Consider the following 17,682-nt stretch of genomic DNA (forward strand, 5'->3'; position numbering starts at 1 on the left):
GAGGCATATGTTGAGCTATCAATTCCTGTTATTGAAGGCTTAACTATTTCACCAGCAATTCGATTCTCAGATCACAGTGCATATGGTAGCAACTCTACTGCTAAAGTGGGTGTAGAATACCGTCCTATCGACGACATTCTACTTCGTGGTACATGGGCTGAAGGTTATAGAGCTCCTTCAATTTCGGATTTATATGCAGGTAATTCTGATTCATTTCCTACATTAACAGATCCATGTAATTCAGTGGACGGTGTTGTACCTAACCTTCCTGGTTGTGCAGGCGTTCCAGATGGATACTCACAAGCTAATACGCAAATTCGTGAAACTCGCGTTTCTACTCCAGATTTAAAACCAGAAGAATCAGAATCAAAAACATTTGGTGTTGTATACAATCCTAGTTATGTTGATGGTTTAGAGTTCACAATCGATTACTATGACATTGAAGTTACAAATTCAATCGGTCGATATGGCTCTCCACGTATATTGAGCGAATGTGCTACTGGTGAAAATGCTAAGTCTTGTGATTATATTGAACGGGACTCTAATGGTAATGTTACAGATTTACGTAACTTCCTGCAGAATTCAGGTGATTATAATGTTGAAGGTATTGATTTCTATACAGCTTATAAATTTGATACTGAATACGGTAGCTTTAAAACGTCACTAGACTTGTCATATGTGATGACAAATGAATTTGATGGTGAAGACCAAGTTGGTATTCAGTATGGGAATGGAGGTTTCCCTGAATATAAAGGTACATTTGCAGTTGATTGGTCGATGGGTGATTTTGACGCTCATTGGCAAACACGCTATGTAGATCGTTTACATAACAACTACGATATTTTATATGGAGCTGAGAACTATCCAGGTATGGCTGCGGAGATCGGTTCTTACTTTGTGCATGATGTTTCAGTTGGTTATGCGCTAGATGCCTATAACACAAAGCTTTCATTAGGTATAGAGAATTTATTTGCTAAAGAACCAACGCCAGAATATAGCAATAACGATGTAGCAACATCTACAAACAACTTCTCAGTTACTGAGTATGATGTGAATATGGACCGCTTTGTATATTTACGAGCAACGATTAAATTTTAATGCATTATTAATAATTTAATTTAAAGCCACTCTAGAGTGGCTTTTTTTATGAGGTAAAAAATGGTTGAGTTAAAAAATACAACTGAAAAGCTGGAGTGTATACAAAAAGAGTATATGAAGAATAAAAAGGTCATACTCTCAGACGTATGGACAGATGAAAGTGCATCACTTTTGCACGAAGCGGTCGAAAATAAGACGAGTTTTCTAAATGCTTTTGCTATAGATGGTAAATATATTCAATCTTCAGATCGTGAATTAGAGAATATGACTACAGAAGAAAAAAGAGAACTCCAAAGGACAATCTATAAAGATGCTTCAAATGGAATAGGCTTTTTTATGGGCGACATAATATCAATAAAAATACAGAATTTTCTTTATATAAAGCTCTTTTTAATTATCTGAATTCAGATGTTTGCCTTAACTTTATTCGACAGATCACTGGTAATGAAAATGTAATTAGTGCAAGTGTACAAGTAACACGCTATATATCAGGTAATTTTTTAACAAGGCATAATGATGTGCCACCTAGTGAAGGTAGAGCTATTGCCTATGTGTTTGGTTTTACACCAAACTGGCATCCTGATTGGGGTGGTTTACTACACTTTTTTAATGCTGAAGGGGGGATGGTTGATACATTTTTCCCGAAAAATAATACTCTTAGTTTATTTGATGTAAACTTACCACATTCAGTAAGTTACGTAACACCTTTCGCAAAGTATCCAAGATATTCTATTACTGGTTGGTTCAATGTAATTTAGCCTTATATTTAAGGCATATTCATAGGTTAGATCTTAAGAAAAATTGAAGTTGAACTATGTTAATGATCAAATAGTTACGCCAATAAAAACATGACCAAAAACAGAGTTCAGCCGCAGATTAACCAAGTTTCAAATCAATTTAAAGCCCTTATCTCAGAAAAGCATCTAATTAAGCTTGCAAAAACCTCTGGATTTCAAATTCGACACCGTTGCCGATTGATTGTTTATCTGCTCAAAGCTGTATTCAAAAGCTTATCTTGCTTGCAAGACGCTAACTTGCCAGATATCCATCAGAACCTGCGAACGCAGGCTAATTGCACGATAAACTATAAACCTTTTCATAATCAGATTAGAAACCTGCCTTGACTGAACTAGTCCGTGAACTCGTTACTTAAGCGATGTCTAAATTGACTGTAACACGCTGGATAAAACCTTTTTTACCCAGCTAGGAATACAGCGAGTGTTATTGCAAGATGGCTCATCATTTGTTCTACATGATGAATTAGCTGTGGTTTTTGCTGGTCGCTTTACTGCTATAAGTCCTGCCGAAATTGAGTTGCATGTTACCTACGACCTATTAAACTAACAGCCTTGTGAAATAGATACCCGTCCTGATGTTGACACTGAGCTAGCCTTTTTACCTGGTCGTCACACACTAGAAAATACGTTATTACTTGCTGATACAGGGTATTTTGACTTAGATTACTTTGAGCAAATATCTCAAGATGGCGGCTACTTTTTGGTCAGAGCGAATAAAAACATTAACCCAACCGTCACATCAGCTTATTACGCTGGTGTAGAGCTTAAAGAAAATAATAGTAAACTCAAAAATTTGCCCGAGAAGTGGGGTAGTCAGCCACTTGAGTTAACAGTACGCTGGAAGAAAAATGGATCCGAGTATATGCTTATTTATCTACCCAATGAAAAGCGCCCCGTTTCCCCTGTTACTAATTTAAAAGAATACAGTTTAACCTTGATGAGTTACTCGATATATACGCGACTCGTTGACAAATCGATTATTTTTCAAAGAGCTAGAGTCATGGAATAACTCAAGGGGTTTTATTAAAAAAAACCGCATATTGCAGAATCGCTGGTTTGGCTGAGCATACTGCGAACACAGTGTAATTATAAGATACACCGTGTACTTGATCAACTAGCGGTAAATTGTAAGCGGCAATTCATTGAAAAAATAATGATATTTGCCGTTTAAAATAGGTAGATCACACGACCTGCGTTCCTTAAGAACTAAGTTATGATAGTCTATAACAATGGTTAGTTTCTTAATTTTATATATGCAGTGTTGTAATTAGATTTTGAAATTAACTAACTGCTGCGTAAAAACAACCAAAACCGGGTAGGGTAAGGGTTTGTTTCTCTAAGCTGCCATTGTGATGATTCAATTCTGTATGTTGCACAATATCAGTGTGTTCAATGTTGAGGCTTGCAGGCTCTTGAGCTAGGTTAAATACGCACAACATAGTCTGGCCTGCAAAACGACGGTAAAAAGCTAACAATGGCTCAGGGGTATTAATAAATTCAATATCGCCTTCGAGTAAGATAGCTTGTTGCTTACGCCATGTCATAAAATGGCGGAACGCATTTAGAATCGAATCGCTATCGCTATCTTGTTTGCTTACAGTCTGGCGTTTGTGGTTTTCGTCAACAGGTAACCAAGGTTTCGTTGCAGAAAATCCGGCCTGTTCACCGTCATCATTGTGCCATGGCATAGGCGTACGACAGCCATCTCGGCCTTTAAAGTTTGGCCAAAAAGTTATCCCATATGGGTCTTGTAAGTCTTCAAACGCCACACTTGCTTCGCCAAGACCTAGCTCTTCACCTTGGTACATACATACACTACCGCGCAATGAAGCGAGTAGGGCGGTAAGCATTTTACACTGCTCTGAGTTTACTTCACCATTGTTACTCCAACGACTAGCAACACGTTCTACATCATGGTTACTAAAGGCCCAGCATGGCCAGCCTTCTGTCATTCGTTCTTCCAATGTTTTAACTGTTGTACGAATATACTCACTGCTATAATCATTGGTTAGTAGCTCAAAACTGTAACCCATATGCAATTTATCGCCACCGGCTGTGTATTCAGCCATAGTAGCAAGTGAATCCTCGGATGATATTTCACCCAAAGACACGGTACCAGGATACTTGTCTAACAGGGTACGAATATCTTGCATAAAGCTGATATTTTCAGGTTGGGTATTATTATAATGATGATACTGAAATGCATATGGATTATCTTCGCTAAAACCACGGCCTTGGCGTTTTTCTGGTGGTTTGGCTGGGTTATCACGTAGCTGTGCATCGTGATAACAAAAGTTAATTGCATCTAGGCGAAAACCATCTACCCCTTTTTTAAGCCAAAACTCAACATTATCTAATACTGCTTGACGTACATCTGGATTATGAAAATTAAGATCCGGTTGTTCAGTAAAAAAGTTGTGTAAATAATACTGGCCACGACGCGGCTCCCATTGCCAAGCAGGGCCACCAAAAATTGAAAGCCAGTTGTTTGGCTGTGTGCCATCTGGTTTTGCATCAGCCCATACATACCAATCAGATCTGTCGTTAGTTTTGTCTTCTCGGCTATCTAAAAACCATTGATGTTGGTCTGATGTGTGGCTCAATACTTGATCAATAATAATTTTAATATCACGTTGATGAGCTTGTGCAATGAGCTCGTCAAAGTCATTAAGATCGCCAAAAAGAGGGTCTACGTCACGATAATCGCTGATATCATAGCCAAAGTCTTTCATTGGTGATTTAAAAAATGGTGAGATCCAAATAGCATCAACACCCAGACTTTTAATATAGTCTATCCGGCTGATGATCCCTTTTAAATCACCAATGCCGTCACCGTTGGTATCTTGAAAACTGCGCGGATAAACCTGATAAATCACGGCGCCCTTATACCACTGCTGTTGAGCCATTTTTTTCTCCATCGTGACAACACTTCCCATTTAATTATTACTGTTTAGAAATGGTGTGTTCGTAATCTTGTTAGCAGTTCGATTGAAACGAACTACGTTATTTTTTAAAAAGCATACGTGAAGGGCTTGATACTGTAAAAAGGATGCATACGTATGCATGCTAAATAGATCGCTTTAATAAGGAAAACAGCTTCTGAAAAACCTACGAATAAAGGTATGTGAGCGGCAAATGAATGTTTACCAATTCTCGTTTTCGTATCATTAACAAAGTAGCAAATCCAACTTGGTGCATATTATATGGGTTCTGTAGCGTTATGGTGCATTGCAATTAATGGTCTTACCAATTGGCATTTTGTAAGAGGAGCGAGCAGGACTCGAATGTAAAGTGTGAATGCACTAATAATTAAGGTATTAAACTGTAAATTGCCGCACCAAAGGAGCTCGAAGCAGTGCATATTTCTTTTATAAAATAGAATGATCAATTGCCTCATCTTTATACCTATAAAAACAAGGTGTTGCCATTATTTGTGTGAATTTTTTGTTAAAGTTATTGGTTTTACACTAGTCTGAATACGTATGCATAAAGTTGTTAATAAAATAAAACGGGCGTTAATATTCATCCTGACAACAAAATAGCTAACAAATGGTTTGCTTCTATCACAAGCAACTCGCTAAAAGTTAGTAATATAAAATTGGGTAACGGGAAACACATCATGTCTATGTTCAAACCAAGTATATTAACAATTGCACTTGCAACCGCAGGTATTAGCAGTTTCTCTTCATACGCACAAGAAGAGCAACAAACCGCAAAGAATGACGTTGAAGTCATCGAAGTTAAAGGTTTTCGCGGCAGCGTTGTAGAGTCAATCAATACAAAGCGTTTTTCATCAGAGGTGGTTGAATCTATCTCTGCAGAAGATATTGGTAAATTACCAGACTCATCAATTGCAGAGTCAATTGCCCGTTTACCAGGCCTTACTGCACAGCGTTTAGATGGTCGAGCAAGCCGAGTAAGTGTGCGTGGTTTTAGCGAAAATGAAAGTGCTACAACCTTTAATGGTCGTGAGCAAGTATCGATTGGTGACAATCGTGGTGTTGAGTTTGACCTTTATCCGTCAGAAATAATGAGCGGTGTAACCGTATATAAAACGCCAAGTGCAAGCCTAGACGCGGAAGGTATCGCCGGTGTTATCGACATGCAAACTGTAAAGCCTTTAAGTAAAGGTGAGCGCGTGATCATGTTTAATGGTCAATTAGAGCAAACAGGTTTTGATAAATTAAATCCAGATGGTGATGACCAAGGTTTTCGGGGTACAGTATCGTATATCGACCAATTTGCAGACGATACAATTGGTGTTGCATTTGCTTACAACAAAATGAGCTCACCAAACCAAGAAAAACGCTGGAACTCTTGGGGTTATCCTGAGTTTACGGGTGATGACGGCCAAACGTATTCAATACTCGGTGGTGCAAAACCGTTCGTGCGATCATCTACTCTAGAACGCGATTCTGCAATGTTAGTCGTTGAAGCAGCACCAACCGATCGTTTAAGTATGACATTTGATGCGCTTTATGTTGATTTTTCAGATGAAAAAATCCTTCGTGGTATTGAAGTTCCATTTGCATGGGGACAAGGTACAATTGATCCTAACTCAGCCGTAGTTGACTCTGAAAGTGGCTTTATTACTAGTGCTGTAACCCAAGGCCAACGTGTAGTAGTACGTAATGACTACGAAGAGCGTAATGCTGATTTAACGCAGTTTGGTTTTAACACTAAATATAACATAGATGATTCTTGGTCAGTTGAACTTGACGCCAGCCGCTCTGAAGTTGAACGCCAAATTTGGAGTATCGAAAGCTATTCTGGTACTGGCCGAGGCGATGCAAATGGTATTGCTGATAACATTGGTTATGAGTTTGATGGTGGGAACACCGGTGCACAGTTTTCTCCTCAGCTAGACTACAGTGATTATGGCTTAATTCAATTAGGTGGTCCATTATCATGGGGGTCAAGTGCAGCTCTAAACAATAAATATGGCTTATCAGGAACAGCTTACGAAAATACTGCACAAGATGGCTTTATTAATGCCCCTGAAATTAATGATGAACTAATTACATTAAAGTTAGCGGCAAGCAAATTACTTGAAAACGAGTATTTTAGTAAAGTAAGCTTTGGTATTTCATACCGTGACCGCGAAAAGAGTAAAGTGTCTGAAGGTTACTTCATGACTTTAAAAGACTTTTCATTATCAAACCCAGGTATGCTATCGATTCCTGAACAATATCGTAAAGGTACAGCTAGCCTTGATTTTATCGGCATGGGCAACATGGTTGCTTATGACACTAACGGTTTAGTAAACGACGGTTACTATGATTTACTACAAGAAAGCCTGACTGATCAAAAACATAAAACGCAATCTTGGACAGTCAAAGAAGAAGTTACTGCAGTATTCGCACAACTCGATATCAATGCTGAACTCGGATCAATACCGGTCAGAGGTAATATTGGTGCTCGCTATGTACAAACAGATCAATCCTCGCAAGGTTTTGCAGCAAATACTGTTGATGGTCTAGTGGTTGTTTCATCTACAGATGTAAGTCATGACTATAGCCACTTTTTACCAAGTATAAATCTATCGTTTGCAATTGATGAAGACCAAACCATTCGTTTTGGTGCTGCAAAAACTATTTCACGTGCTCGTCTTGACGAAATGAATGCATCAATTAATGCTTCATATAATCAGCAACCAGATGAAAATGGTAATTATTGGAGCGTATCAGGTGGTAATCCGAAGCTTGAGCCTAAAGAAGCCACAGGTTTAGATATAAGCTATGAAAATTACTTTAATGCAGAAGGTTACTTTGCTGCAGCGTTTTTCTATAAAGATATTACGCAATGGATTTTTGATGGTAGTTATGAAGTTGATATGTCTGGAGTTGCAGACCCATCAACAGGTCAAATTCCGGCTAACTCAACTGGCTCTGGCTCAGGTAAAGTAAATGGTGGCGAAGGTGATCTTTGGGGTTACGAACTATCACTGGCATTACCGTTTAATATTTTTCACTCATCGTTAGAGGGTTTTGGCTTAATTGCAAGTCATACTGGTGTAGAGCAAGACCTGACTGATCAAAATGGTAACGAGTATGAACTACCAGGGTTATCAGACCAAATTGACAGCTTAACGGTTTATTTTGAGCGTAGCGGTTTTCAAGCACGTACAAGTATGAGAAAACGTAGCGACTTCAAAGGCGATGTTTACGGTTTGGGTTTTGCGACAACACAGGTTGATATCAAAGGCGAAACTATCTGGGATGCTCAAATTGGTTATGACTTTAGTGAAGGTAGCATTGAAAGTTTGAACGGCTTGAGTGTTACGTTCCAAGTGCAAAATATCACTGAAGAACCATTTGTATCGCTTCAAGGCAACAGTGATTTACAAGTACGTGATTACCAAGATTACGGCCGTACTTTCCTACTTGGCTTTAGCTATAAGCTATAATTTTTTTTAGCGTTGAAAGGCCCTTGTAATTTGTTTTACAAGGGCTTTTTTATATCGCTCAACTACACTGATAAAAGTACATAACGGTGGAAGCGTGAATGCAAAAGCAAAAGTTAAAACACATAATTATTGCCGGTGGTGGTACTGCAGGTTGGATCACTGCGGCGTTACTTAATAAAGTGCTAGGTAAAGTAGTTAATATCACCCTCATTGAGTCGGATCAAATTGGTACGGTCGGAGTTGGGGAAGCTAGTATTCCGCCGATACTTCACCTAAACGCGGCATTAGGAATCCACGAGAGTGAGTTTATCAAAGCAACACAAGCAACAATTAAGCTCGGCATTGAGTTTGAAAATTGGCGCGAAAAGCATCACAAATATATGCATGCCTTTGGTGATGTTGGGAAAGACTTCCCATTTTGTGAGTTTTACCACTTTTGGCTGAAGGCTAAGCAGCAAGGTAGTGAGACAGATTTTTGGGACTTTTCACTTAACTATCAAGCAGCAAAACAGCATAAGTTTACTCATTTAAAATACATACCTAATACACAGCTAGCAGGTCTAAGTTATGCTTATCATTTTGACGCCACCTTGTACGGAGAATTTTTAAAAGAGCTGACTATATCACGCGGTGTTAAACGCATTGAGGGTAAAATTGCTGATGTTCAGCAATGCCCAGAGACCGGTTTTGTAAAGGCACTTGAGCTGTTAGATGGGCAAATAATTTCAGGCGATTTATTTATAGATTGCACAGGGCTAAGCGCACTGCTAATCGAAAAGACCTTAAATACGGGGTTTGAGGATTGGTCACATTGGCTGCCATGTGATAGTGCTATTGCGGTACAAACTAAAACGGCTACAGAGCCAGTGCCTTATACGCGTTCTATTGCACATAGCGCAGGCTGGCAGTGGCAAATACCATTACAACATCGTGTAGGTAATGGCCTAGTATATTCAAGTCGACACTTAACCGATGAGCAAGCGAAGCTGAAACTGCTTGATAATATTCCCGGTGAACCAATTACAGAGCCTAGAGTGATTCGTTTCAAAACAGGGCGAAGGCGAAAGCAATGGCATAAAAATGTGGTCGCTATTGGTTTATCTAGCGGCTTTTTAGAGCCGTTAGAATCGACCAGTATCCACCTTATTCAAACCGCCGTGATTCGGTTAATAAAGTTTTTTCCGAATAATGGAATTAAGCAGTCATTAATAGATGCATATAACATGCAAAGCCAAATCGAAATTGAGCGGATCCGCGACTTTATTATTTTGCATTACAAATTGACTGAGCGCACTGACAGCGCATTTTGGCGCCAGTGTAAGCAAATGAATATACCTAAATCACTGCAAACTAAAATCGATTTATTTAAGCAAACAGGTAAATTAATTAGAGAAGATGATGAACTTTTTGCCGAAGTTGCATGGCAGCAAGTAATGATAGGTCAAGGGCTTGGAGCGCAGGATTATCACCCACTCGCAGATGCACTGAGTGATGAACAACTCGCAGAGTTATTTGGTAATTTAAAAACTCTGATTAGTGGTACGGTAAACAAATTGCCGACTCATAGTGAATTTTTAGCGAGGATGAAAAATAATTAATATGAAATCACTCATTCATATCTTTTTATTAAGCACGCTTTTAGGGATGTGTTTAAACGCCAATGCAATAACTATATCACCACAAAACTGGTGGGTTGGTATGCAAAATAATACCTTGCAAATTATGCTGCATGATCAAGGTATTGCTAAGCAACAATGGCAATTAGCATCTTACTCAGGGGTGAGTTTAAAAAGTGTAACTAAAACAGATAACCCAAATTACGCTTTTTTAAATATTGAAATAAATCCAATCGCAAAGCCAGGTGTTTTAGTGTTTAGCAGCAAATCAGGGGAGCGTTTTGAGTATCAATTGCATGCACGTAAAGCTAATAGCAGTAAACGTAACGGTTTTGATAGCAGTGATACCATTTACTTAATTAATCCGGATCGCTTTGCTAATGGCGATAGCAGCAACGACACAGTAAAAGGAATGCTTGAGGCTGCAAATCCAATTGAGCGAGGTGGGCGTCACGGTGGCGACATTCAAGGTGTAATTAACGCACTGCCGTATTTGCAAAAACTGGGCGTAACCCAGCTTTGGTTAACACCACCGCTTGAAAATGATATGCCCAGCTACTCTTATCACGGTTATGCAATTACCGATTTTTACACTATCGACCCACGCATGGGCTCAAATGAGTTATATCGCGAGTTATCAGCCAAAGCGAAACAACACGGTATTGGTATAGTGATGGACCTAGTGCTTAATCACTTTGGCTCTGAGCATGAATGGATGACAGATAAACCCACATCAGATTGGATCAATTTTAATGGCGAGTTTGCAAACGGTAAACATGCTACCAGCCATGCTCGTCAAACCATTCAAGACCCACATGCAAGTGAGTTTGATAAACGCCAGTTCAGCGATGGCTGGTTTGTAGCCACAATGCCGGATCTAAACCAGCGGCAACCGTTATTAGCAAACTACCTTATCCAAAATGCTATTTGGTGGATTGAATACGCCGACTTAAGCGGTATTCGCGTTGATACCTATTCATATTCAGACAAAGCCTTTTTAGCTGACTGGACTAAAGCCATAATGACTGAGTATCCCGCTTTTAATATTGTTGGCGAAGAGTGGACCACCAATCCTGCGATTGCTTCATATTGGCAAGCAGGAAAGGTAAATAACGACGGCTATACCTCAAGCTTACCAAGCGTGATGGATTTTTCATTACAAGAGTCAGTTATTCAAGCACTTAATGAAGAGGAGAGTTGGAACACTGGCTGGGTAAAAGTGTATCAATCAATCGCCAATGACTTTTTATACCCAAATCCAGACAACTTGCTCGTGTTTGCCGATAACCACGATATGAGCCGAGTTTACACTCAGCTTAAGCAAGATCTTGCTAAAACGAAAATGGCGATGACTATGTTGCTTACCACTCGTGGTATTGCACAAATGTATTATGGCACCGAAGTATTGCTTGATAATACGGGCAGTAATGATCACGGTGATATCCGTATTGATTTCCCCGGTGGTTTTAAAGGTCAGCCAAGTAATGCTTTTACAGGACAAGGGTTATCAGATGAGCAGCGTGATATGCAGCAAACCATCACCACCTTACTTAATTTTAGAAAGCAAAGCCCAGCAATAGCGCAAGGTAAACTGGTTCATTTTAGTCCTAAATCAGGTATATACAGTTACGCGCGGATAAGTGAACAGCAAACTTTGTTGGTGTTTTTAAATAAAAATACCGCAGCAAAAAACTGGTCATTAGCGTATCTGCAAGAGGTTATTGGGCAATACAAACAGGCTGTGAGTCTTTTTACTGAACAGCAAATAAATATAACAGATACAGTGACCTTAGCGCCTATGAGTGCAACGGTATTAATAATTGAATAAAGCCTGTGTGAATACGTATGCAGCCGCTGTCAGTCAGTGGCAGTTCACTTTAGTATTAAATTTATAATAAAAATGACGTTTAAATGACAACCCATTAAAACGTCAGATCTAAGTAAGAACATTATGACAACAAATAAAACCACAATTAGTACATTCAAATATGGCTCATGGGTATTAGCTAGTAGCTTGTTATTGTCGAGCTGCTCAGATGAGCCAACAACCCCCAGTACTGACAAAAAGGTAGCTGAACAAGTTAACGAGCATTCAAAGCCGGTTGTGTATCAGGTATTCACGCGCTTATTTGGTAATACGCAAACAGCCAATATTCCGTGGGGAACCAAAGAGCAAAATGGCGTAGGCACATTTAGTGACTTTAATGATACTGCTTTAAGTGGCATTAAAGAACTTGGTACCACCCATATTTGGTATACCGGCGTGTTACACCATGCTTTGGTCGGCGATTACAGCCAATATGGAATTAGCCAAGATGACCCGGATGTAGTGAAAGGCCGTGCCGGCTCGCCGTATGCAATTAAAGATTATTACGATGTAAACCCAGATTTAGCCATTAATCCAGAGCGCCGCCTCGAAGAGTTTGCTGCATTAATTGAGCGCACCCATCGACACGGTATGAAAGTGGTCATTGATATTGTGCCAAATCATGTGGCGCGTCATTATCAATCAACCGCTAAACCCGCTGGAGTTAAAGATTTTGGTGAGCAAGATGACACCAGCGTAGAGTATGCCCGCGATAATAACTTTTATTACGTTACTGGGCAGTCATTTCAAGTACCAACCATTGAAAACTACCAAGTGCTAGGCGGTAATGCCCACCCACTTGCTGATAGCTTATTTGCTGAAACGCCTGCAAAATGGACTGGTAATGGTGCCCGTGCTGCTAAGCCTGATATAAACGACTGGTACGAAACAGTTAAAGTAAATTATGGCGTAAAACCTGACGGTAGTTATGACTTTCCAACTCTGCCCGATGAGTATGCTACTAAAGATTTACGCGCGCACTTTGAGTTTTGGCAGGATAAAGAGTTGCCAAACAGCTGGTATAAGTTTCGTGATATCGCGCTATATTGGCTCGATAAAGGCGTAGATGGCTTTCGTTATGATATGGCCGAAATGGTACCTGTAGAGTTTTGGAGCTTTCTAAACTCATCAATCAAGATGCACAACCCAGAGGCATTTTTACTAGCCGAAGTATACAATCCCGCACTATATCGCCCGTATATCCAGCAAGGAAAAATGGATTACTTGTACGATAAAGTCGGCTTTTACGACACCTTAAAAGCTGTTATGCAAGGCACGCAACCGGCAGACACTATTTTTAATGCTCAGCAAAAAGTGGCTGACATAGAGCAGCATATGCTGCACTTTTTAGAAAACCATGACGAACAACGTATCGCCAGCCCTGACTTTGCAGGTAGTAGTGAAAAGGGCAAACCCGCATTAGTAGTATCAAACCTTATTAGCCGTGCGCCAACACTATTATATTTTGCTCAAGATGTGGGTGAAGATGGCTCTGAAGATGCAGGCTTTGGCAAACCAACTCGCACCAGTATTTTTGACTACATTGGCGTGCCAGCGCATCAAGCGTGGATGAACAACGGCAAGTTTGATGGTGCTTTATTAACACCGGCACAAGGTCAATTACGTGAATATTACAAAGCCGTTATGGCGTTGAGTAAACATCCTGCAGTTGTAGCTGGTGACATGCAACCACTGATGGTTACTGGCAGCGAAAAAGTTGCTGCGTTTAGCCGCAGTATCGGTAATCAACAAATTTGGGTGGTGAGTAATTTTGCTGAGCAAGTCAGTCAGATCAGTATTGATATTCCACTTAACACACTGACGCAAAATACCAGCGAAAAATTACAATTGCTTGATTTGCTAGAGGCGAATCAAAACGCCGAGCTAACTATTACAGCTGAGCAGGCACACATTAGTTTAACTTTAAATGCGCTTAGCAGTGCAGTATTAACCACTGGAGCTCATAATGAAAAATAACAAACCAGATCTAAGTTTTTGGCAAATATGGAACATGTGCTTTGGCTTTTTAGGCATTCAATTTGGCTTTGCACTGCAAAACGGTAATGTAAGCCGAATATTTCAAACCCTTGGGGCTAATGTAGATGACATTCCTATTTTGTGGGTAGCAGCACCACTCACAGGGTTAATTGTACAGCCAATTATTGGTTACTGGAGTGATAAAACCTGGGGCAAATTAGGCCGCCGTCGTCCGTTTTTTTTATACGGCGCTATTTTAACCACATTATCGTTATTTATTATGCCAAACTCACCAACACTTTGGATTGCAGCGGGCATGCTATGGATAATGGATGCATCGATTAACGTCACTATGGAACCATTTCGCGCCCTTGTAGGCGATAACCTACCAAACAAACAGCGTGCTACTGGCTATGCAATGCAAAGCTTTTTTATAGGCGTAGGCGCCGTGGTTGCTTCTGCACTCCCTTGGATGATGACGAACTGGTTTGATATTGCCAACACCGCCGCTGCAGGGCAAATTCCTGATTCAGTAAAGTACTCATTTTACTTTGGTGCAGTTGTATTGCTGGTCGCAGTGGGCTGGACAATTATAACCACCAAAGAATATTCACCTGAAGAATTGGCCGCATTTAATCAACAAGAGCAAACTCAGGCTGAACAGGCTGTATCTGCTCAAATTAACTTTAGTAAAGGCGGCAGTGTATTTACTGTTTTAGGGCTTGCCGTACTTGGTTTAGTCATGGGATTAAACCTAGAAAAAGAGCTGTACCTATTGGCAGCTGGCTTAGTGAGTTTTGGCGTTATTCAATTTATTGCAGCCGCACTACAGGCAAAAAACCACACCAGCGGTGGCTTTTACCAAGTCGTTAACGATGTATTTACCATGCCAGAGGCGATGAAACAACTTGCTTGGGTACAGTTTTTTAGCTGGTTTGCATTATTTGCCATGTGGATTTACACCACCTCAGCGGTAACCAGTTTTCATTATGGTAGCAGCGACACAAGTTCAGCGGCGTATAACAACGGTGCAGACTGGGTGGGTATTTTATTTGCGGCTTACAACGGTTTTGCTGCATTGGCGGCTTTATGTATCCCGATCATCGTTAAGCGTGTTGGTTTAAAACTAGCGCATGCACTTAACCTTATTTTAGGTGCGTTAGGTTTGGCGAGCTTTATGTTTATACAAGATCCGAGCTTACTTATTTGGCCAATGATAGGTATTGGTTTTGCGTGGGCGTCTATTTTGTCATTGCCTTACGCCATGTTAAGTACCTCAGTACCGAGTCATAAAATGGGTGTGTATATGGGAATATTTAACTTTTTTATTGTGATCCCACAATTATTAGCCGCCAGTGTACTTGGCCTTATACTTCGTCACTTTTTCCAAAATCAACCTATTTACGCATTGATGCTAGGTGCTGTGTCTTTTGTACTTGCAGCGGTTGCCGTACTGCGTGTTAAACAGTCTTAATTTAAGGGTCTAAAATGAAAAAATATAACCTAATTACCACGACAATATTGGCCGCAGGCCTTGTAGGTTGTGGCGTGCAAAATACGCAAACCAGTGCAGTAGCGCAAACATCAGTGAGTGCGCCAGGCGCACCAGGCGAAGCACCATTTTGGGCATACGCAGGTAAAACCGGGATAGGCACGTCTTTTGAGCAATACCAAAATGGCCATTACAGTGACGACGCGCCAACAGCTAAAGTGTCAAAAGTATGGTTTTCGATTGCTAAAGGGATGATCACCGAAACCATGTTTGGGCTTATTCATCAAGCGCAAATTAAAGACATGCAATTTGTTGTAGTAGGAAAAGATTTTACAGTCACCGAAGCTGATGATTTAGACGTTACTATTGACTACTTATACAAAGACGATAAAGGCCGCCCGTTATCATTAGCATACAAAGTAGTAAGCAAAGACAAACAAGGTCGCTTTAGCCTAGAAAAACATATATTTACCGATCCAGACGGGCAAAGCTTATTTGTACGCAGTATTTTTAATACCCAGCTCGACGGTGTAAAAGCTTATGTAACAGTTAACCCTTATATAAACAACAACGGCTTAGATGACTTTGCAAAAACCACCGAGCAAGGGCTGGTAGCGTGGCAGGGGGATAATTACTTGTCATTGCAAGGTGCACAGCCATTTAAACAAACAAGTGTCGGTTTTACGGGCGTGAGTGATGGTTTAAGCCAGCTTAAAACAACTCAGCAGCTTACCCGCGTTTATAAAACTACCGGTGAACAATCGGGGAATGTTAGTTTATTAGCAGAGCTAGGTGAAATTGGTAAAAACAGTCAATTCGATTTAAGCCTAAGCTTTGGCAACAACCAGCAAGCAAGTTTTAAAGAAGGCCAAGCTACGCTAGCCAAAGGTTACCAAGCTGTGCTTGATAGTTACAACGGTAAAGGCGAAGCCCTTGGTTGGCAAGACTACCTGCAAAGCCTTGCACCACTGACTAGCATGAGCGAGCAAACCGCTGATAACGGCAAATTACTTTATACCAGTGCTATGGTGTTAAAAGCCCAAGAAGACAAGACCCATGCAGGGGCGCTTATTGCGTCTTTATCTAACCCATGGGGCGAAACAGTGTCAGCTAAAACGGGCTCTACCGGTTATAAAGCCGTATGGGTGCGTGACTTTTATCAAGTTGCCATGGCATTTATGGCCATGGGCGATACTGCAACAGCCAAAACCGCATTTGAATACCTTGAAAAAGTACAAGTAAACAGCAAAACCCCGGGCAACAACGGCGACACAGGGTGGTTTTTACAAAAAACACACGTAGATGGCGAGCTTGAATGGGTAGGCGTACAGCTAGACCAAACCGCTATGCCTATCATGCTAGCGTGGAAGCTTCATCAGGCAGATGTGTTAAGTGATGCTGAGCTAACTGATTGGTATACCCGCATGTTAAAACCGGCCGCTGACTTTTTGGTAGACGGTGGGCGCGCTAAAATTCTATGGAACGACATGCAAATAACCCCACCTGCGACTCAACAAGAGCGCTGGGAAGAGCAAGCAGGGTATTCGCCATCAACCACCGCTGCTGTTGTTGCCGGTTTAATTACCGCAGCCGATATCGCTAAACTAGCAGGAGATGAGGTGAATGCTAAACGCTACCTTGCAACAGCAAAAAGTTACAACGCCGATATAGAAAGTATGATGTTTACCACCGCAGGTAATTTAGAATCAAACGCTTCAGACGGCGAGTATTTTATTCGCATTGGCCAAGATAAAAACGCCAACTCAAATACCAAAATTAACGCTAATAATGGCCGTGACGGGTTTAACAAAAAACAAATACTTGATGGTGGATTTTTAGAGTTGGTTCGCTATGGCGTACGTGATGCACTAGCACCTAGCATAGTAAAAACATTGCCAGAATATGATGACGAAACCCTAACAGATAACCTACAAGTTAAATACAGCTTTGAGTTTACTGATGGCAGCGGCACATTTGCAGGCTACCGCCGTTATGGTAACGACGGATACGGTGAAGACGAAGTAACCGGCGCTAACTATGCGCAAGGTGGAAAAAATAGCCCAGGGCAACGTGGGCGAGTTTGGCCATTTTTTACTGGTGAGCGAGGTCATTATGAAATTGCAGCCGCGAATGCCAATAATACATTAGATGCAACAAAACAGCAGGCTATTAAAAATAGCTATGTAAAAGGCCTAGAGCAATTTGCTAACGAAGGCATGATGCTACCAGAACAAGTATGGGATGGCGTAGGCAACAATAAAGCAGGATACACGTTAGGCGAGGGCACTAACTCGGCCACACCACTGGCGTGGACGCATGCTGAATACGTGAAGCTAGTTCGCTCATTAAGTGACAAGCAAGTATGGGATCATTACCCAGTTGTTACTAAAGCACTAAAATAAACGCAAACTAATAAAATAGCCGTAGTG

The 17,682-nt window shown here is 40.7% G+C and carries 12 protein-coding genes; 11 read left to right on the forward strand and 1 reads right to left on the reverse strand.

Annotated features, from left to right (window positions below; translation table 11 throughout):
• From H5163_RS11780 to H5163_RS21520, 5 genes are all read left to right on the forward strand, one after another.
• The coding region (locus tag H5163_RS11780; RefSeq protein ID WP_182735196.1) for a TonB-dependent receptor domain-containing protein at positions 1-1,098 on the forward strand (1,098 nt) is incomplete at its 5' end.
• A 60-nt stretch (positions 1,099-1,158) separates the two neighbouring features.
• Positions 1,159-1,500: a hypothetical protein gene (locus tag H5163_RS21330; protein ID WP_182760634.1), complete on the forward strand. Its 342-nt coding sequence runs from the start codon at positions 1,159-1,161 to the stop codon at positions 1,498-1,500.
• Between the two features lie 116 nt (positions 1,501-1,616).
• On the forward strand, positions 1,617-1,856 hold the full coding sequence (locus H5163_RS21335; protein ID WP_310736645.1) for a 2OG-Fe(II) oxygenase family protein: 240 nt from the start codon (positions 1,617-1,619) through the stop codon (positions 1,854-1,856).
• A 460-nt stretch (positions 1,857-2,316) separates the two neighbouring features.
• Positions 2,317-2,442 (forward strand): hypothetical protein, encoded by a 126-nt coding sequence (locus H5163_RS21340; RefSeq protein ID WP_259397419.1) that lies wholly within the window; start codon positions 2,317-2,319, stop codon positions 2,440-2,442.
• 12 nt (positions 2,443-2,454) lie between these two features.
• A complete protein-coding gene (locus H5163_RS21520; protein WP_182732461.1) occupies positions 2,455-2,904 on the forward strand; it encodes a transposase in 450 nt (149 codons plus the stop codon).
• 271 nt (positions 2,905-3,175) lie between these two features.
• On the opposite strand, the gene H5163_RS11795 is transcribed toward H5163_RS21520, so the two are convergent.
• Positions 3,176-4,801 carry an alpha-glucosidase family protein gene (locus H5163_RS11795; protein ID WP_145233428.1) on the reverse strand — a complete coding sequence of 542 codons (1,626 nt, stop codon included), beginning with the start codon at positions 4,799-4,801 and terminating at the stop codon, positions 3,176-3,178.
• Between the two features lie 713 nt (positions 4,802-5,514).
• Between H5163_RS11795 and H5163_RS11800 the strand changes: the two genes are divergently transcribed.
• The 6 genes from H5163_RS11800 (at position 5,515) to H5163_RS11825 (ending at position 17,655) form a co-directional block, all read left to right on the forward strand.
• On the forward strand, positions 5,515-8,301 hold the full coding sequence (locus tag H5163_RS11800) for a TonB-dependent receptor (protein WP_182735197.1): 2,787 nt from the start codon (positions 5,515-5,517) through the stop codon (positions 8,299-8,301).
• Between the two features lie 98 nt (positions 8,302-8,399).
• On the forward strand, positions 8,400-9,899 hold the full coding sequence (locus H5163_RS11805) for a tryptophan halogenase family protein (RefSeq protein ID WP_182735198.1): 1,500 nt from the start codon (positions 8,400-8,402) through the stop codon (positions 9,897-9,899).
• Between the two features lies 1 nt (position 9,900).
• Positions 9,901-11,745, forward strand: a complete 1,845-nt coding sequence (locus H5163_RS11810) for a glycoside hydrolase family 13 protein (protein ID WP_182735199.1) — start codon at positions 9,901-9,903, stop codon at positions 11,743-11,745.
• A 123-nt stretch (positions 11,746-11,868) separates the two neighbouring features.
• Positions 11,869-13,761: an alpha-amylase family protein gene (locus H5163_RS11815; protein ID WP_145233436.1), complete on the forward strand. Its 1,893-nt coding sequence runs from the start codon at positions 11,869-11,871 to the stop codon at positions 13,759-13,761.
• Positions 13,751-15,235, forward strand: coding sequence for an MFS transporter (locus H5163_RS11820; RefSeq protein ID WP_182735200.1), 1,485 nt, complete (start codon positions 13,751-13,753; stop codon positions 15,233-15,235). Before H5163_RS11815 ends, H5163_RS11820 begins: the two co-directional genes overlap by 11 nt.
• A 14-nt stretch (positions 15,236-15,249) precedes the next feature.
• Entirely contained in the window at positions 15,250-17,655 is a 2,406-nt protein-coding gene (locus H5163_RS11825; protein WP_182735201.1) for a glycoside hydrolase family 15 protein, read from the forward strand.
• Positions 17,656-17,682: the final 27 nt, after the last annotated feature.

The sequence above is a fragment of the Pseudoalteromonas sp. SG44-8 genome, from assembly GCF_014164125.1.
In the GTDB taxonomy this organism is placed as follows: domain Bacteria; phylum Pseudomonadota; class Gammaproteobacteria; order Enterobacterales; family Alteromonadaceae; genus Pseudoalteromonas; species Pseudoalteromonas rhizosphaerae.

Excerpts from the sequence above, each read along its gene's own strand:
- H5163_RS11795 (WP_145233428.1), bottom strand. The coding sequence starts at position 4,801 with ATGGCTCAACAGCAGTGGTATAAGGGCGCCGTGATTTATCAGGTTTAT.
- H5163_RS11825 (WP_182735201.1), top strand. The coding sequence starts at position 15,250 with ATGAAAAAATATAACCTAATTACCACGACAATATTGGCCGCAGGCCTT.
- H5163_RS21330 (WP_182760634.1), top strand. The coding sequence starts at position 1,159 with ATGGTTGAGTTAAAAAATACAACTGAAAAGCTGGAGTGTATACAAAAA.
- H5163_RS11815 (WP_145233436.1), top strand. The coding sequence starts at position 11,869 with ATGACAACAAATAAAACCACAATTAGTACATTCAAATATGGCTCATGG.
- H5163_RS11810 (WP_182735199.1), top strand. The coding sequence starts at position 9,901 with ATGAAATCACTCATTCATATCTTTTTATTAAGCACGCTTTTAGGGATG.
- H5163_RS11800 (WP_182735197.1), top strand. The coding sequence starts at position 5,515 with ATGTCTATGTTCAAACCAAGTATATTAACAATTGCACTTGCAACCGCA.
- H5163_RS11805 (WP_182735198.1), top strand. The coding sequence starts at position 8,400 with ATGCAAAAGCAAAAGTTAAAACACATAATTATTGCCGGTGGTGGTACT.
- H5163_RS11820 (WP_182735200.1), top strand. The coding sequence starts at position 13,751 with ATGAAAAATAACAAACCAGATCTAAGTTTTTGGCAAATATGGAACATG.